Origin of the sequence: Streptomyces griseus (assembly GCF_900460065.1) — a bacterium.
GTDB classification, from domain to species: Bacteria; Actinomycetota; Actinomycetes; order Streptomycetales; family Streptomycetaceae; genus Streptomyces; species Streptomyces griseus.
Window position 1 is genome coordinate 145,601 of record NZ_UAVD01000036.1, and the last position, 14,685, is coordinate 160,285.

Annotated in this window: 16 protein-coding genes and 1 pseudogene; 9 read left to right on the plus strand and 8 right to left on the minus strand. The window is 73.3% G+C overall.

Annotated elements, in window-relative coordinates; translation table 11 throughout:
* Nucleotides 1-8: 8 nt before the first annotated feature.
* Both DTB53_RS26440 and DTB53_RS26445 read right to left on the minus strand, forming a co-directional pair.
* Nucleotides 9-779 (minus strand): GntR family transcriptional regulator, encoded by a 771-nt coding sequence (locus DTB53_RS26440; protein ID WP_032773708.1) that lies wholly within the window; start codon nt 777-779, stop codon nt 9-11.
* Between the two features lie 219 nt (nt 780-998).
* Nucleotides 999-2,381, minus strand: a complete 1,383-nt coding sequence (locus tag DTB53_RS26445; RefSeq protein ID WP_012379852.1) for an aspartate aminotransferase family protein — start codon at nt 2,379-2,381, stop codon at nt 999-1,001.
* A 159-nt stretch (nt 2,382-2,540) separates the two neighbouring features.
* On the opposite strand from DTB53_RS26445, the gene DTB53_RS26450 reads away from it, so the two are divergent.
* The 3 genes from DTB53_RS26450 (at nt 2,541) to DTB53_RS26460 (ending at nt 5,749) form a co-directional block, all read left to right on the plus strand.
* Complete coding sequence (locus tag DTB53_RS26450; protein WP_012379853.1) at nt 2,541-3,161, plus strand: DJ-1/PfpI family protein; 621 nt, start codon at nt 2,541-2,543, stop codon at nt 3,159-3,161.
* Nucleotides 3,158-3,661, plus strand: coding sequence for a MarR family winged helix-turn-helix transcriptional regulator (locus DTB53_RS26455; protein ID WP_012379854.1), 504 nt, complete (start codon nt 3,158-3,160; stop codon nt 3,659-3,661). Before DTB53_RS26450 ends, DTB53_RS26455 begins: the two co-directional genes overlap by 4 nt.
* A gap of 321 nt (nt 3,662-3,982) precedes the next feature.
* The gene (locus DTB53_RS26460; RefSeq protein ID WP_012379855.1) at nt 3,983-5,749 is read left to right on the plus strand and encodes a serine/threonine-protein kinase; all 1,767 of its coding nucleotides are present in this window, start codon (nt 3,983-3,985) and stop codon (nt 5,747-5,749) included.
* On the opposite strand, the gene DTB53_RS26465 is transcribed toward DTB53_RS26460, so the two are convergent.
* On the minus strand, nt 5,731-6,990 hold the full coding sequence (locus DTB53_RS26465) for an MFS transporter (protein ID WP_012379856.1): 1,260 nt from the start codon (nt 6,988-6,990) through the stop codon (nt 5,731-5,733). The genes DTB53_RS26460 and DTB53_RS26465 overlap by 19 nt on opposite strands.
* Nucleotides 6,991-7,146: 156 nt before the next feature.
* On the opposite strand from DTB53_RS26465, the gene DTB53_RS26470 reads away from it, so the two are divergent.
* Both DTB53_RS26470 and DTB53_RS26475 read left to right on the plus strand, forming a co-directional pair.
* Nucleotides 7,147-7,722 carry a TetR/AcrR family transcriptional regulator gene (locus DTB53_RS26470; protein ID WP_012379857.1) on the plus strand — a complete coding sequence of 192 codons (576 nt, stop codon included), beginning with the start codon at nt 7,147-7,149 and terminating at the stop codon, nt 7,720-7,722.
* Between the two features lie 80 nt (nt 7,723-7,802).
* Nucleotides 7,803-8,249, plus strand: coding sequence for a MarR family winged helix-turn-helix transcriptional regulator (locus tag DTB53_RS26475; RefSeq protein ID WP_012379858.1), 447 nt, complete (start codon nt 7,803-7,805; stop codon nt 8,247-8,249).
* 171 nt (nt 8,250-8,420) lie between these two features.
* Here the strand turns inward: DTB53_RS26475 and DTB53_RS26480 are convergent, their stop codons facing one another.
* Nucleotides 8,421-8,837, minus strand: a complete 417-nt coding sequence (locus DTB53_RS26480; RefSeq protein WP_012379859.1) for a DMT family transporter — start codon at nt 8,835-8,837, stop codon at nt 8,421-8,423.
* A 194-nt stretch (nt 8,838-9,031) separates the two neighbouring features.
* Nucleotides 9,032-9,352 (minus strand): DMT family transporter, encoded by a 321-nt coding sequence (locus DTB53_RS26485; protein WP_003967532.1) that lies wholly within the window; start codon nt 9,350-9,352, stop codon nt 9,032-9,034.
* Between the two features lie 302 nt (nt 9,353-9,654).
* Between DTB53_RS26485 and DTB53_RS26490 the strand changes: the two genes are divergently transcribed.
* Nucleotides 9,655-10,272 carry a GNAT family N-acetyltransferase gene (locus DTB53_RS26490; protein ID WP_012379860.1) on the plus strand — a complete coding sequence of 206 codons (618 nt, stop codon included), beginning with the start codon at nt 9,655-9,657 and terminating at the stop codon, nt 10,270-10,272.
* Here DTB53_RS26490 and DTB53_RS26495 read toward each other — a convergent pair.
* The gene (locus tag DTB53_RS26495; RefSeq protein ID WP_012379861.1) at nt 10,261-10,668 is read right to left on the minus strand and encodes a calponin homology domain-containing protein; all 408 of its coding nucleotides are present in this window, start codon (nt 10,666-10,668) and stop codon (nt 10,261-10,263) included. The genes DTB53_RS26490 and DTB53_RS26495 overlap by 12 nt on opposite strands.
* Before the next feature lie 344 nt (nt 10,669-11,012).
* Here DTB53_RS26495 and DTB53_RS37570 point away from each other — a divergent pair, with 344 nt between their 5' ends.
* Together DTB53_RS37570 and DTB53_RS37160 are read left to right on the plus strand one after the other, a co-directional pair.
* Nucleotides 11,013-11,348, plus strand: coding sequence for a Scr1 family TA system antitoxin-like transcriptional regulator (locus tag DTB53_RS37570; RefSeq protein WP_236586396.1), 336 nt, complete (start codon nt 11,013-11,015; stop codon nt 11,346-11,348).
* Nucleotides 11,296-11,424 (plus strand): annotated as a pseudogene (locus tag DTB53_RS37160) (DUF397 domain-containing protein); the annotation flags it as partial. The gene DTB53_RS37570 and the pseudogene DTB53_RS37160, both read left to right, overlap by 53 nt.
* Before the next feature lie 88 nt (nt 11,425-11,512).
* Here the strand turns inward: DTB53_RS37160 and DTB53_RS26505 are convergent.
* Complete coding sequence (locus DTB53_RS26505) at nt 11,513-11,893, minus strand: hypothetical protein (protein ID WP_042496615.1); 381 nt, start codon at nt 11,891-11,893, stop codon at nt 11,513-11,515.
* 140 nt (nt 11,894-12,033) lie between these two features.
* Between DTB53_RS26505 and DTB53_RS26510 the strand changes: the two genes are divergently transcribed.
* Nucleotides 12,034-13,032, plus strand: coding sequence for an ArsR/SmtB family transcription factor (locus DTB53_RS26510; protein ID WP_012379864.1), 999 nt, complete (start codon nt 12,034-12,036; stop codon nt 13,030-13,032).
* A 146-nt stretch (nt 13,033-13,178) separates the two neighbouring features.
* Here DTB53_RS26510 and DTB53_RS26515 read toward each other — a convergent pair whose 3' ends face one another.
* A complete protein-coding gene (locus DTB53_RS26515) occupies nt 13,179-14,639 on the minus strand; it encodes a helix-turn-helix domain-containing protein (protein WP_012379865.1) in 1,461 nt (486 codons plus the stop codon).
* Nucleotides 14,640-14,685: the final 46 nt, after the last annotated feature.

Below are 14,685 nucleotides of genomic sequence, written 5' to 3' on the forward strand. Positions count from 1 at the left end.
GGCGAACCTCACGCACAGTGCCCCGGGGCCTCCGGCGGCTCGGCGGCCCCTTGGGACGTCCCGGACTCACCCGGCTCCGGGGGGAGCCGCGGCCCGGGGGCGTCTCCCTCGGCAGCCTCCGCCTCCAGCCGGTCCGCCCAGGCGAGCGCGTGCGCGTAGTAGGAGTGCATGGCGGCGTGGACCTGCTCGTGGTCGCCCCGGGCGATGGCCTCGACCAGGTCCTCGTGCCCGAACCACAGCACGTCCTCGTCCATGCCGTCGCGGCGCAGCCGGTGCACGGCGAACACCCAGGCCTGGACGCGGAGCCGGGTGAGGAAGTCGGCGAGGTACGGGTTGAGGACGAACTGCCCCAGCTCCCGCCAGAACCGCAGGTCGTACCCGATCAGCACGTCGAGGTCGCCGCCCTTCGCCGCGCGGACGGCCTCCGCGGCCCGGCGGCGGATCGAGGCGAGCCCCTCGGGCCGCACGGCGACCCCCTCGGGGTTGCGGAAGAGTCCCTCGACGACGAGGGCGCGCGCCTCGGCCATCGCCCGGTAGTCGGCGACGCCGAACTCGCGCACCTGGAAGCCGCGGTGCTGGTCGGAGGCGAGGAGCCCCTGTGCAGAGAGGTCGAACAGCGCCTCGCGGACGGGCGTCGCGGAGACCCCGTACTGCTCGGCGATCTGCTTGACGGTGAACTCCCGGCCCGGCGGAAGACGCCCTGCCAGCACCTCGTCACGCAGCGCGTCGGCGATCTGCTGGCGCAGGGTGTTGCGCGTCACACCTCCGCTCGGACTCATACCGGCCCCCATCCGTTGGTTCGTCCCTGTGCGTCCCCGAACCCCGCGCACCGGCCGCTCGCGGCGCCGGCCGTTTCCGGCGGGGGTCATTTCTGGTTCGGGTCACCTTAAGCCAGCGCCGACGCCGTGCCCGATTCCGGGCACGGCGGGAGGCGCACAGGGTCGATCACGTACGGAACCGGGCGGTCCGGTTACCCGGCGTGCGGGCCGGGTGCGCCCTTACGCGCCTTGCACCGTATAGGTGTCGGCGACGGAGAGCGCGACGTCCAGGGCCGCGAGCCCCTCCTTGGCCTCGGCCTCGGAGACGTTGCAGGCGGGGACGGCGTGGGTCCGGTTCATGTTGATGAACGGCCACAGCCCCTGCTTCTTCGCCGCCGCGCCGAAGGCCGCCATGGGGGCGTTGGCCTCGCCCGAGGCGTTGTACGGGACGAGCGGCTCGCGGGTCTCCCGGTCGCGGACCAGGTCCAGCGCCCAGAACGCGCCGAGGCCGCGCACCTCGCCGACCGAGGGGTGGCGTTCGGCGAGTTCGCGCAGGCCGGGGCCGAGGACGGTCTCGCCGATCCGGGCCGCGTGCTCGACGACCTTCTCGTCCTCCATCACGCCGATGGTGGCGACGGCGGCGGCGCAGGCCAGCGGATGCCCGGAGTAGGTGAGTCCGCCGGGGTAGGGGCGGGTCTCGAAGGTGGCGGCGATCTCGGCGCTGATGGCGACGCCGCCGAGCGGTACGTAACCGGAGTTGACGCCCTTGGCGAAGGTCAGCAGGTCCGGCACGACGTCGAAGTGGTCGGCGGCGAACCAGGCGCCGGTGCGGCCGAATCCGGCCATCACCTCGTCGAGTACGAAGACGATCCCGTACCGGTCGCAGATCTCGCGGACGCCCGCGAGATAGCCCGGCGGCGGGGTCATGATGCCCGCCGTGCCCGGGATGGTCTCCAGGATGACGGCGGCGACGGTCGCCGGCCCCTCGAAGGCGAGGGTGTCCTCCAGGTGCTGGAGGGCGCGGGCGCACTCCTCGGCCTCGTTCTGCGCGTGGAACGGCGAGCGGTAGAGGAACGGGGCCCAGAAGCGCACGACGCCCGCCGAGCCGTTGTCGGAGGGCCAGCGGCGCGGATCGCCGGTGAGGTTGATCGCGGTGGAGGTGGCTCCGTGGTACGAGCGGTAGGCGGAGAGCACCTTCGTGCGGCCGGTGTGCAGCCGGGCCATGCGGACGGCGTTCTCGACGGCCTCGGCCCCGCCGTTGGTGAAGAAGATCTTGTCCAGGTCGCCCGGGGTGCGCTCGGCGATGAGGCGCGCGGCCTCCGAGCGCGCCTCGATCGCGAACGCGGGCGCGAAGGTGGCGAGTTTGCCCGCCTGCTCCTGGATCGCGGCGATCACGGTGGGGTGCTGGTAGCCGATGTTGGTGTAGACGAGCCCGCTGGTGAAGTCCAGGTAGCGGTTGCCGTCGTAGTCCCAGAAATAGGACCCCTCGGCGCCGGCGACGGCGAGCGGGTCGATGAGGCCCTGGGCGGACCAGGAGTGGAACACGTGCGCGCGGTCCGCGGCCTTCACGGCCGCACCGGCCGCGGGGTCGGCGGACGGGGCATGAGGGGCATGAGGGGTCATGCGGCGAGCGTAGGCGCTGGTGGGGGGCGGCCTCCATGGCCACCTTGTACGGCCTGGGGCGGATGGTTCGGCAAGGTGTCGCCTCCCGCCCCCGCCCCCGCCCGTTGACAGCACACTGTCGACATGACAGCCTTCTGTCATCGAGCCGAGGAGGTCATCATGACCAGCAGCAGCGACAGAACCGTGCATCTCGCCGTCTACGACACCTTCGCCGACTGGGAGACGGGTCACACGACCGCCCATCTCACCCAGCACGGCTACACCGTGCGGACCGTGGGGCCGACCCGGGAGCCGGTGACCACCATGGGCGGCCTGCGAATCCAGCCGGACCTGGCACTGGACGAACTGCGGGCGCGGGACAGCGCGTTGCTGATCCTGACCGGCGCGGCCGGCTGGGACACCGGCGAGACGCTGGCCCCGTTCGCACGGGCGGCCCGGGGCTTCCTGGACGCGGGGACGCCGGTCGCGGCGATCTGCGGTGCGACGGCCGGGCTGGCCCGGGAAGGGCTGCTGGACGACCGGGCGCACACGAGCGCGGTCTCCTTCTACCTCGCGGCGACGGGGTACGCGGGCGGTGAGCGGTATGTGGACGTCGACGCGGTCACGGACCCCGGCACGGACGGGGGCGGGCGCCTGGTCACGGCCGGGCCGACGGAGCCGGTGGCGTTCGCGCGGGAGGTGTTCGGGCTGCTCGGGGTGTACGACGCGAAGAAGCTGGACGCGTGGTACCGGCTGTTCCACGACTCGGACGCGAGCGCGTACGAGGTGTTGCAAGGGTGAGCAGCGAGGGCGCGAGGCGCGTCTCGTCCGAGCAGGAGTTGCTGAGCCGGGCCGCGGTGACGGCGTTCCGGCTGAACGGGCAGTTCCTCTCGGTGGCCGACGAGATGGCGCGGTCGGGCGGGCTCACGGCGGCGCGGTGGCAGGTGCTGGGGGCGGTGCTGGTGGAGCCGTTGCCGGTGGCGGGGATCGCCCGGGCGATGGGGATCACCCGGCAGAGCGTGCAGCGGATCGCGGACCTGCTGGTCGAGCGGGGTCTCGCGGAGTACGCGGAGAACCCGGCCCACCGCCGGGCGAAGCTGTTGCGGGCGACGGCGGCGGGGCGCGAGGCGGTGACCCGGATCGGCCCGCCCCACGCGGAGTTCGCCGCCCGCCTGGCGGGAGAGCTGGGGGTGGAGAACCTGGCGGCGACGGTGGACGCGCTGGACCGCCTGTCGAAGGCGCTGGACACCTTGGCCGCTGCGGACAGGGGCACTTCCACGCCCAACCCGTCCGACGCCTGAGCCGCGCGCCGGGGGCACTCCCAGCCCGCCCGGCACCCGGACGGCGGACCGGGCACCGCCTTGGCCCGTCCGGCGTTCGAGGGCAGAACCCCTGACCCCGCGAGGGCGGTGCGCATGCCGGGGCGCTGCCCCCGGGGTACGCGGCGTGTTCGGGCGCTGCCCCGGGGTACGCGGCGTGTTCGGGCACTGCCCCGGGGTACGCGGCGTGTTCGGGTCGGGGCCCGACACTTCGACGGTTCCGTCCCGGAACGCCGGACGGGCTGGGGAGGGTGCGGGGCTCGGCGTTATTCTCGTGCGGGCCGCACGGGGAGGTAGCTCAGCATGGACAAGCTCGGGTCCGACGACCCGCACCGCATCGGGGCGTACCGTCTCCTCGGCCGCCTGGGCGAGGGCGGCATGGGGCAGGTCTTCCTCGCCCGGTCCGACCGCGGCCGGACCGTCGCCCTCAAGCTCGTCCGCCGCGAACTCGCCGAGCAGCCCGAGTTCCGGGCCCGCTTCCGCCAGGAGGTCCGGGCCGCGCACCAGGTCGGCGGCGCGTGGACCGCACCGGTGCTGGACTCCGACACCGAGGCCCCCGTCCCCTGGGTCGCCACCGGCTACGTCGCCGGGCCCTCCCTCCAGCGCATCGTCTCGGGCCGCCCCGGCGCCCCGGTCACGGACTCGGGGGCGTACGGGCCGCTGCCGTTGCGTTCCGTGCGGTTCCTCGGCTCCGGGCTCGCCCACGCGCTCCAGCACATCCACGGGGCCGGGCTCATCCACCGGGACCTGAAGCCCTCCAACGTCCTGATGACCATCGACGGCCCCCGGGTCATCGACTTCGGCATCGCCCGCGCCCTGGAGTCCGTGCCCGGCGGCGAGCTGACCCGCACCGGGGCTCTGGTCGGCTCGCCCGGGTTCATGGCCCCGGAGCAGGTGCGCGGGGAGCGCGTGACCACCGCGTGCGACGTGTTCTGCCTCGGGTCCGTCCTCGCGTACGCCGCGTCGGGGCGACTGCCGTTCGGTACGACGGAGAGCGGCGGGGTCCATGCCCTGATGTTCCGGATAGCCCAGGAGGACCCGGACCTGACCGGGGTTCCGGAGGATCTGACCGGCATCGTCCGGGACTGCCTGGCGAAGGACCCGGCGGACCGCCCCGGCACCGGCGAGATCCTGGCCCGTCTGGGCGAGGCGGAGGCGGACGAACCCTGGCTGCCCGCCACCCTCATCGCCCAACTCGGCCGCCATGCCGTGGGGTTGCTCGACGCGGAGGACCCGGAGGACCCGCGCGGCCGGCAGGCCCCGCCCGGCGCCCGGGAAGCCCACGGACCGGAGCACCCCCAGCGCCCCCGGCCTCCTCAGCACGCGCAGGCCGCCCCGACGGGCCCGGAGACGCCCGCGAGCCGGACGCCGCCGCCCGCCGCCCCGATTCCGCCCGCGCCCCACCCGTACGGACCGCACCACTCGCCGTACGGCGCCCCCACCCACCAGCAGCCGGCCCCGCACCCGGCCTCCGGCCGCACCGCCGAACAGTCCTACCCCCCGGCCTACTTCGCCCCCGCCCCTCCCCCGCCCGCCCGGGAGCGCCGCTCCGCCGGGGCCACCGCCGCCCTCATCGCGGTCGCCGCGGTCGTGGCGATAGGGGCGGGCGGATCGGTGTACGCGTTCATGAACGGCACCGCCCCGGGGAAGACCGCCTCCCCCGGCCCGTCGGGCTCCGCCGGACCCGGCGGCGGGGAGCAGGACGGCGGGGGAGCCGTCCCGAAGGGCTTCCTGGGGACCTGGACCGGCTCCATACCCGGCGAACAGGGCGCTTCCTCACGGACGTTGACCATCCGGCAGGGGAACGTGGGCGACCAGGTCCTCGTCCTCACCGCCGAGGGCCCCCTCGCCTCCGGATCCACGTACCACTGCGAGTTCACCGCCTCCCTCGCCGACCGGCCCGCCGAGGACGGCCCGGTCCGCATCGGGCCCTCCACGGTGTCCTCCGGCCGCCCGGCCGCCTCCTGCACGCCCGGGAAGCCCACGGAGCTGACGCTGCTGCCGGACGGGGACCTGCGCCGGTCCACGGCGGGCACGGGCGAGAGCCTGATCTACACCAAGTCGGAGTGAGAGGCCCCCGGGAGCCTCTCACCGGGCGGCTCCTCGCCCGCCCCGGCGTTCGGCGTCCGCAGCGCCCGGGTGATCAGCGCGGCGCCGCCCAGCAGCACGAGCACCACCACCATCGCGTTCCGCAGCCCCACATGGTCGGCCAGGAAGCCCAGTGAGGGCGGGCCGACCAGGAACGCCGCGTAACCCGCCGTCGACACCGCCGCGACCCGGGCCGAAGCGTTCCGCACGCCCTCGCCCGCCGCCGAGATCGTGACCGGGAACCCCAGCGACGCGCCGAGGCCCCACAGCACCACCGCGGCCCCGGCGAGCAGCGCGTTGTCCGAGAAGACCACCAGCGCCACCCCGACCGCCGCCACCAAGGCGCTGGCCCGGACCACGGCCGCCGGGCCGTAGCGCACGAGCAGGGGCCCGCCCGTGAACCGGCCCGTCGTCATCGCGACGGCGAACAGCATGAACGTCAGCGAACCCGCCGTCGCACTCGTCCCGTGCCCGTCCACCATCAGCAGCGGCAGCCAGTCGTTGGCGGAGCCCTCCGCGAACGCCATGGCCAGCACGATCAGGCCGATCAGCACCAGCCGACGGTCCCGCCAGACGGCCACCTGCGCGCGCCACCCGCCGGTCCGCCCGTCGTCACCGGCCGCCGGCTCCTCGCGCCCCGTGCCGGCCGGGATCGCCCGTACGGTCCACACCCCGGCCGCCGCGACGGCGAGCGCGACCACCGCCAGATGCCGGCCGACCGGGAAGTGGACCGCCGTCAGCCCCATCCCCAGCAGTGCGCCGACCACGGTCCCCAGGCTGAAGCAGCCGTGCAGCACGGGCAGCACCGGCCGGCCCAGGGTCCGTTCGACGGCCGCGCCCTCGATGTTGAACGCCACCTCCGCCAGGCCCATCCCGGCCCCGAACAGGGCCAGGCCGCCGAAGACCCCGGCGGAGACCTCCAGCGCCGCGCCCCCGGCGATCACCAGCAGCCCGGCCACGAGCAGCCCGGCCCCGACGGCGATCACCCGACGCCCGCCGTGCGCCCGCACCAGCCCGCCGGAGGCCAGCACGCCCGCCATCGAACCGATCGAGAGCCCGAACAGGACCAGCCCCATCGATCCCGTGGACACGTCCAGGGCGTCCCGCACGGCCGGAGTCCTGGCCACCCAGGACGCCATGCTCACCCCGGTGGCGAGCATGAAGAGAAAGAGCGCCGCACGCCAGCGGCGGGTGGCGGCGTCCATGACCGGCGGGTTCTTCATGGGAGTCGGGCCTCGGCAGACAGGTGGGGGATCGCTTCCGGCGTACGAGCGTACGCCCGAGGCGTACGCTCGTACATTCTCCTCGGCCGCCCCCGCCGGGCGCCCCTCCCCCGCGCTCTATGCTGCGAGGAGGACCGAGCCCACCGAGGAGGCCGCGTGGCGACAGGGCGCACCGACCCCGAACGGCGGGACCGCATCATCGACGCCGTGCTGGACCTCATCGTCGACGAGGGCGTCGCAGGCGTCTCGCACCGCAAGGTCGCCGCCCGCGCGGGCGTTCCGCTGGGCTCGATGACGTACCACTTCTCCGGCATGGACGAGCTGCTGCACGAGGCGTTCACCCGCTTCTCCGGCACGATCGTCGCCGTCTTCGAGGAACGCCTCGGCGCCGCGAGCACCCCCGACGAGGCGCGCGAGGCCGTCGCCGACCTCGTCCACCACCTCTCCGGCGGCAACCAGCGCGAGCTGATCCTCACCCATGAGCTCTACACCCTCGCCGCGCGGCGGCCCGCGTACCGCGAGCTCACCCGCACCTGGATGGGCCGCAGCCGCCGCGCCCTGGAATGGCACTTCGACCCGGCCACCGCCCGGCAGCTCGACGCGCTCATCGAGGGCCTGTCGATCCACCGCGCCCTGGAGACCGAGCCGCACGAGCGCGCCCTGACGGTGGAGGCGATCGCGCGGATCACGGCGCCGGACCCCGCCGGGCCCCGAGGGGCGGAACGCGGCTGAGGCCGTTGCCGTCTCCCCGCCCCAGGTAATTGCATGGGCATGTATCTTGTTGCTATCGCAGTCAAGCAGGGGAGCCGTCCGTGACGATCCACCAGCAGCCGCGCGCCGCCTCCGACCAGACCATGTGGGAGGCCGTCCTCGGCCTGCACACCTTCGTGGAGCGCCAGCTCGCGCACACCCTTCAGCGCCGCTTCGGCGTCGGCCTCTCCGAGTACCGCGCCCTGGAGACGCTCACCCGGGCCGAGAACGGCGAGTACCGCATGCAGGAGCTCGCGGACCGCGTCGGCCTGAGCCAGAGCTCCGTGACCCGCCTGGTGGGACGGCTGGAGAGCGCGGGCTACGCCTACAAGGACCACTGCGCCGACGACAAGCGCGGCGTCTACGCCGTCATCACCGACGAGGGCCGCAAGCACTACCAGGACGCCCGCGCCACGTACGCCGAGATCCTGAGTTCGGCCCTCAACACGGCGAGCACCGACGACCAGCTCGCCCGCGCCGTGCAGGCGCTGCGCGGCACCGCCGCCTGACACGACCGCGCCGGACGGCGGGACCCGCCACCACCGGGAACGACCGTCCGGCGCACACCGCCCCCCACCCACCGAACGACGCAGAACGACTCCGGCCGGTACGCCGCAGGCGCCCGCGGCCCCCTCGTGAAGGGGCGGGCGGGCGCCTGCGGCGTACCGGCCGGAGAAGCGTCAGACCCGGAGCGCGCCGGCCCGGTCGGCGACCGGCTCGGTACGGGGCACGGGCGCCGCCTCCGGCTTCGTCCGGTCGGCCAGCTTGAGCCAGATGACCCCGGCGATGATGACCGCCAGCCAGATGCCCTTGGCCGGGGTGAGGGTCTCGTCGAAGAAAAGCGGGCCGAGAACCGCGGCGCCGACCGCGCCGATCCCCGCCCAGACGGCATAGCCGATGCTCACGTCGATCGTGCGGAGGGCGAGGCTCAGCGCATAGAGCGTCAGCAGGAAGAACACCACGGCGACCAGGGACCAGGTCAGGACGGTGAAGCCCTCGCTGCCGCCCACGGCGAGCGCGTACCCGATCTCGAAGACTCCGGCGAGGAGGAGCGAGAGCCAGGCGTTGGTGGAGGAAGTCTTGGCGGGGTTCGACATGGGAGGTCGGTCCTCTCTCGGGGGTGGCGTCAGGCGTTGCGCGGAAGGCGGTGTGTGCGAGGTGCGCGAGGTGCGCCATGTGTGCGACGCGTGCAACGCGTGCTACATGCCGATGTGCGCGACGAACTGGATGTGCGCGATGCAATCGATGCGGTGGCGTGCGGTGACGTGCCGTGGTCCGGGCGGCCCCGGACTCAGGCGGAGCCGCTCAGCTGCAGACCGACGACGCCCCCGATGACGAGGAGAATGCCGATCGCCTTGTGCGCGTTCAGCCGCTGGCCGAAGAACAGCGCGCCGAGCACGGTGATCCCGACGCCCGCGACGGACGTCCACAGGGCGTAGCCGACACCGACGTCGAAGGTCAGCAGCGCCTTGCTGAGGAAGAAGGTCGCGGCGGCACCGCTGGCCAGGGTGATGCCGGTCCACTTGCGGTTCTTGAAGCCCTCGGCCTTTCCGGCGGCGATGGCGACCAAGATCTCGAAGATGACGGCGACAGCAAGGTGGAGCCAGTGCATGGGAGGTCCTTCCGTGCGATGAGTTGAACTGCCCGTGCACGCTCATTTGCCTGCACATGCAAGGAAAAGTTTGGCGTGGGACTCCGCCGCAGCGGCTGACTCCCGGGCATTAATCTTGCATGTGCAAGTAATCAGTGTCAAGCAAGTGCCACCACAGGGGAGTTGCCCGGCGCCGAGCACCGGCCGCCGCCGGACGCGATGCACGGGGAGGGCCGCCCGGAACCGGCCGGAACCGGCCAGACGTGGCCGGAAGAGTCGGGAAACCTCTTGCGGGAGCGCTCCCGCACCTGAAAGATCCCCGCATGACTCCTCCGTCGCCCCTGCTGCGCCCGTACCGCCCCGAGGACCGCGAGGCCCTCTTCGACATCTGCATACGCACGGGGCACGAGGGCGGGGACGCCCGCCACCTCTACCCGGACCCGGACCTGCTGCCGAACATCTTCGCCGCGCCCTACGCCGCTCTGGAGCCGGAGCTGGCGTTCGTCGTCGAGGACGGCGGGCGCGCGGTCGGCTACATCCTCGGCACGGCGGACACCGCGTCCTTCGTCGACCGCTACCGCGCCGAATGGCTTCCCGGCCTCGCCGAGCGCTACCCGGCCCCCGTACGCGAGCCCGCCTCCCCCGCCGAGCGGATGACCGTCCTGATGCACGACCCGGAGCGCATGATCCTGCCGGAGCTGGCCGACCATCCGGCCCACCTGCACATCGACCTGCTGCCCACCCACCAGCGGGCGGGGCACGGGCGGCGGCTCATGGAGGACTTCCTCGCCGCCCTGGGCGAACAGGACGTCAAGGCCGTCCACTTGGGCATGCTCACCGCCAACACCCGGGCCCGCGCCTTCTACGACCGTGTCGGCTTCCACGAGATCGCCGTTCCGGACGCGGGACCCGTGACCTACCTGGGCCGCTCACTTCAGTAATGCGTAGGCCGCGTTGACGAGGATCAGCGTGTGCACGAACCGCCCCGGACGGGTCGGCGGGTACCGCCACAGCAGCGGCCAGGTGTCACCCCCGAGCGCGGGTACGGGAACGTAGCCGATACGGCCTGTGGCCGCGTTGAACGTCGTCACCACACGCGGCCACGGCCGCCCGGCCGTCGAGCCCGCCGGCACGAGGAAGTACACCCCGCGCCGCCCGTTCGACTCGGTGACGACGGGACCCGGTTCACCGCCGACCAATTCCTCCATCAGGTCGGCCAGCCGCCGCCCGTCCTCGCCGTCCACGCGGACGGCGTCGAATTGCACGCCCGCCTTGCGGAGATGAAATCCGGACTCCGGAATCCAGTCCGCCGTCAGACCACCATTAATTGCGTTCACGAGACGATTGTGACCCCGATCACCTGGCGTTCCCCTTACCTGCCGAGGTGCGTCGTACAGCCGTTGACCTGCTCGAACTTCTGTGAAGTGGGGTGGAATTCAACGACTTCACGTGGTGACCGGTTGAGTTCGGTTGAGTCGAAAAGAGATCGCGTAATGGCGAGTGCTGAAAACAAGCAGACCGCGAGCCCGATGGCTCTCATGGTCGCGGAAGTCGCCCGCACCCTGCGTATCCAGCGGGGGTGGACACAGGAACAGCTCGGTCACGAGCTCGGCTACTCGGCAGCGGCCGTGAGCGCCATGGAGACGTGCGCGCAGCCCGCGAGCGACGCGATGCCGGTCGAGTGGGAACGGGTGCTCGGCAACGGGACCGCATCATCGACGAGTCCGTCCTGTATCGCGTCATCGGCGACGAGGAGATCATGCGCGAGCAACTCCTCCCTCTCGCGCAGCGCGCGGGCCGCCGTCATGTCACGCTGCTGGTGCTGCCCCTGGACTCCGGCACGTACGGGGAGTGTGCGGGAGACCGCGGCTCGATGAACCTGGTGGAGACCCCCGCACACGAGCATCTCGTCCATCTGGAGCCGACAGGACGAGAGCATGCTGATCAGCGACCCGGCAGAGGTGAGCACCGCGGGCGGCGAGGTCGCCACCTGCCCCCACGCCGTCCACGTCCGTGACTCCAAGGTGACCGACGGGCCTGACTTCTCCGTCGCGCCGGAAGCCTGGTCCGCCTTCCTCGGCCGGGCGGGCTGACAGCCGGCACCACCACTCCCCCGTGCTCTGTCTCCCGGCGTGCGTCGCCGTGCCGGGAGACAGAGCGCTCACGGAAGGCGCGGCTCCGTCACGGGGCCAGCTTCACGGAGTTGATCGGCGTGAAGTCGTAGTCGTAGTACGTGCCGGCGGCCTGGTTGCCCCCGCAGCCGGTGCCGTTGGAGCCCGTGCACCGATACGCCTTGGCACCGCCGGTCTGGTTGTTGAACCAGCGCTTCATGCCGATCTGGTCGTAGATCCTGTGGGTCCCGTAGCTGTAGAACGCGTGGCTCGGGCGGTCGCCGTTCCAGCTCGCATCCGGGTAGAGACAGACGGCCCCGGACGGGCAGCCGTGGATCGTGGCCGCCGCCTCCACCGCGGTGGCGGTTCCACCCCATGTGAGTACGGCGCCGGTGGCAAGTGCCGTGGCGGCCACAGCAGTCCTGGTGATCGTGCTCCGAATCTGACGCATGCGCATTTTCCCCCATCTGGTCGGTCTTGGGTCGTTCATAGCTCGTTGAGGAGCTTCTCCCACGATGATGAGGAGGCCCGTGAAGACGGGTCCAAGGGTTTTCATCGCAGGGAAAACGGATGCGTTCATTCGGGGGATCCATGGAACTCCGTATCCATTTCACAGCAGACGACCTGACCCGCATCACGGTGGCTCCCCGCCCCGACCCCATGTGGGAGCTGGTCAACAGCCTGCATGTACTCCAGGCCCGGCAGACCGCCCCCGACCACGCCCCGTGGGTGGAGCATGTCCGGGGGCGGCTGGCCAGGAGCGACCTGAGGGAGCCGATCCGGCTGCTCACCACGCTGGTACCGGCCCGGGGGAAGTTCCCCGACTTTCTGACCCCGCCCACCCCGCCCCACAGGGGCGGAACAGAGGCGGCCCGTGACCTCATCCTGGCCACGCCGACGGATCGCGTGCGCGCCGAGCTTGCGGCGTGCTGCACGCGGCGGACGCCGCCCGACCCGCTCCGGCGGCTCGCGGCAGGCGACCGCGCCGCCCGGCAGGAGCTCGACGCCGCCCTCGCCGTCTACTTCCGCGAACTCCTCGCTCCACAGCGGCGGCTGATCGACGACGTGGTGCACAGCGACCGCGCGCACCACAGCCGGGACGTGCTGCGCGGGGGCGCCGAACGGCTGCTGAGCACGCTGTCGCCCCGCATCCGCTGGGAGCCGCCCACGCTGATCGCCGACTACCCGCGCGACGGCGACCTCCACCTGCGGGGTCGCGGCATCTCGCTGATCCCGTCCTTCTTCTGTACGCGGCGTCCCATCACCCTCATCGACCCCGACCTCCCGCCCGTTCTGGTCTACCCCGCGAGCCGTCGCTCCGAGAGGGCGGAAGCCTTCGACGCCCTGCCCGAACTGCTGGGCCGTACGAGGGCCATGGCCCTGTGCGCTCTCATCTGCGCGTGCTCGACGGGCGAACTGGCCGTAAGGATCGGCGTGTCGATCGCCAGCGCGAGCAAGCACGCGTCGGTGCTGCGCAAGGCGCGGCTCATCACCAGTACGCGCAGGGGGTGCGAAGTGGTGCACGCCCTGACGCCGCTCGGGCGTGAGGTGGCGCGGGGGCGCGGACCCGGGCCCTGGTGCGGTGAGTGACGGCCCGCCGGTGGCGCGACCGGCACCCGGGGCCCGCGCCCCCGCTCCGGCCCGGCGAGCCCCGGTACCGCCGCGTGGACCACTCGGCGAGCGACACGGGCGGCCCCGGGGACAGCGCTCAGGCCGCCGCGGCCAGGTCGCGGGCGTCAGGCCGCCGCGGCCAGGTCGCGGGCCCTCAGCGCAAGCCACAGGTCGTAGCGGGCGCTCGGGGGCCGGAGCAGGGAGCGCTGGAGGGCCGTTTCGAGGCGGGTCAGGCGTTTGCGGGCGCCGGGCACGCTGATGCCCAGCTCGGCGGCGGCCGGCCCCAGGCGGCCCTCGCAGCGCAGCCAGGTGCGCAGGGTCTCCTCGGCCCCGGAGACGGGCTCCAACTGCTGCTCGGCCCAGTGCAGTACGGCCGGGCAGCGCAGGATCTCGTCGAGTGCCCGCGCCGCCTCCCGCGGACCCGTTCCGGTGGGGGCGTACGGGGCGGGCTCGGGGGTGCACGCCGGAGCGGGGGTGGCCCGGACGCGCAACGCCAGGTCGAGGGCGGTCTGGTCGGCGAGCCGGTGCAGGTCGAGGCCGAGGAGTTCGCCGATGAGCCGCAGCCGGGCGGCCAGGGTGTTGCGGTGGACCTTGAGGTGGTCCGTCGCGTGCGACGAGAACGCGAGCCAGGAGCCTGCCGTGGCCACCAGCTCCTGCGCTCCGGGGTCCTGCGCGCGGCGGGGCACATGGGTCAGCAGCGGGGCCAGCAGGTCGTGCGCCCACTGCCGCCCGGCCGGTCCGACGACCAGCGCGGGATCCGGCGAGTTCCCGAACCGGGCGTGCCTGGAGCGCAGTTCGCGGGCGACGGCCAGGGCGTGGAAGGCCTGGCGGTAGCCGGTCGCGGTGTCGGCCAGCGGCACGGGTTCGCTGACGCCCACGACGCAGTCGCCGACCTGGGCGGCGACGGCCTCGTCGGCCGGGGCGGCCCCCTCCTCCGGCTCCGCCGCGGGCATCACCAGGATGAGGTGGCGGGCGTAGACGGGGCACCGCACGATCCAGGACCGGCCGCCGTCCGCGTCCACGCAGACCCGCGCCACCTCGTCGCGGCCGTCGGCCGGGCACTCCACGACGCACACCCGTACCGGGTCGGGCAGCCGGGGGCGCAGCGCACCGGCGACCTGCTGGGCGATGGAGAGCTGGCCCGTCATCAGCAGGTGCAGCACCGCCTCGCGGCCCCGGGACTCGGCGAGGTCGACGCGGCGGCGCTTGCGCTCCAGGGTCTCGGCCTGCCGGCACACGGACAGCGGCAGGACCACATCGGCCAGCAGCGTGGCGAGGCCGGCGGCCACCGGCCGGGGGGCGACGACGGCGAGCACGGGGGCGGCGCGGTCGTCGGCGCTGAGCGGGAACAGCAGGGCGGTGTGCGCGCCGGTGTCGAGGGAGTACGACCGGGCCGCCCGCTCCGTGAGTGCGCTCGCGCCCTCGGCGACGAGCCCCGCGATGTCGGGGACCACCGCCCGTGCCGTACGGGCCGCCGCGTGCAGCACGGTCCCGTCCGGGCCGACGAGCCCGGCCCAGCCGTCGGCCCGCCCGGCCAGCCAGCGCAGCAGCTCGGCGGTGCCGCCGGTGCGGGCCAGCCGGTGCATCAGCAGAAGGTCGTCCGCACGCTCCCGTGCTCGCACCCGTATCCCC

What these genes read in the sequence shown, in the direction of transcription:
- DTB53_RS26490 (WP_012379860.1), top strand. Translation starts at nt 9,655, where the DNA reads ATGACTCCTCCGTCGCCCCTGCTGCGCCCGTACCGCCCCGAGGACCGC.
- DTB53_RS26510 (WP_012379864.1), top strand. Translation starts at nt 12,034, where the DNA reads ATGGAACTCCGTATCCATTTCACAGCAGACGACCTGACCCGCATCACG.
- DTB53_RS26450 (WP_012379853.1), top strand. Translation starts at nt 2,541, where the DNA reads ATGACCAGCAGCAGCGACAGAACCGTGCATCTCGCCGTCTACGACACC.
- DTB53_RS26515 (WP_012379865.1), bottom strand. Translation starts at nt 14,639, where the DNA reads ATGCACCGGCTGGCCCGCACCGGCGGCACCGCCGAGCTGCTGCGCTGG.
- DTB53_RS26445 (WP_012379852.1), bottom strand. Translation starts at nt 2,381, where the DNA reads ATGACCCCTCATGCCCCTCATGCCCCGTCCGCCGACCCCGCGGCCGGT.
- DTB53_RS26505 (WP_042496615.1), bottom strand. Translation starts at nt 11,893, where the DNA reads ATGCGTCAGATTCGGAGCACGATCACCAGGACTGCTGTGGCCGCCACG.
- DTB53_RS26460 (WP_012379855.1), top strand. Translation starts at nt 3,983, where the DNA reads ATGGACAAGCTCGGGTCCGACGACCCGCACCGCATCGGGGCGTACCGT.
- DTB53_RS26485 (WP_003967532.1), bottom strand. Translation starts at nt 9,352, where the DNA reads ATGCACTGGCTCCACCTTGCTGTCGCCGTCATCTTCGAGATCTTGGTC.
- DTB53_RS26480 (WP_012379859.1), bottom strand. Translation starts at nt 8,837, where the DNA reads ATGTCGAACCCCGCCAAGACTTCCTCCACCAACGCCTGGCTCTCGCTC.
- DTB53_RS26440 (WP_032773708.1), bottom strand. Translation starts at nt 779, where the DNA reads ATGAGTCCGAGCGGAGGTGTGACGCGCAACACCCTGCGCCAGCAGATC.
- DTB53_RS26465 (WP_012379856.1), bottom strand. Translation starts at nt 6,990, where the DNA reads ATGAAGAACCCGCCGGTCATGGACGCCGCCACCCGCCGCTGGCGTGCG.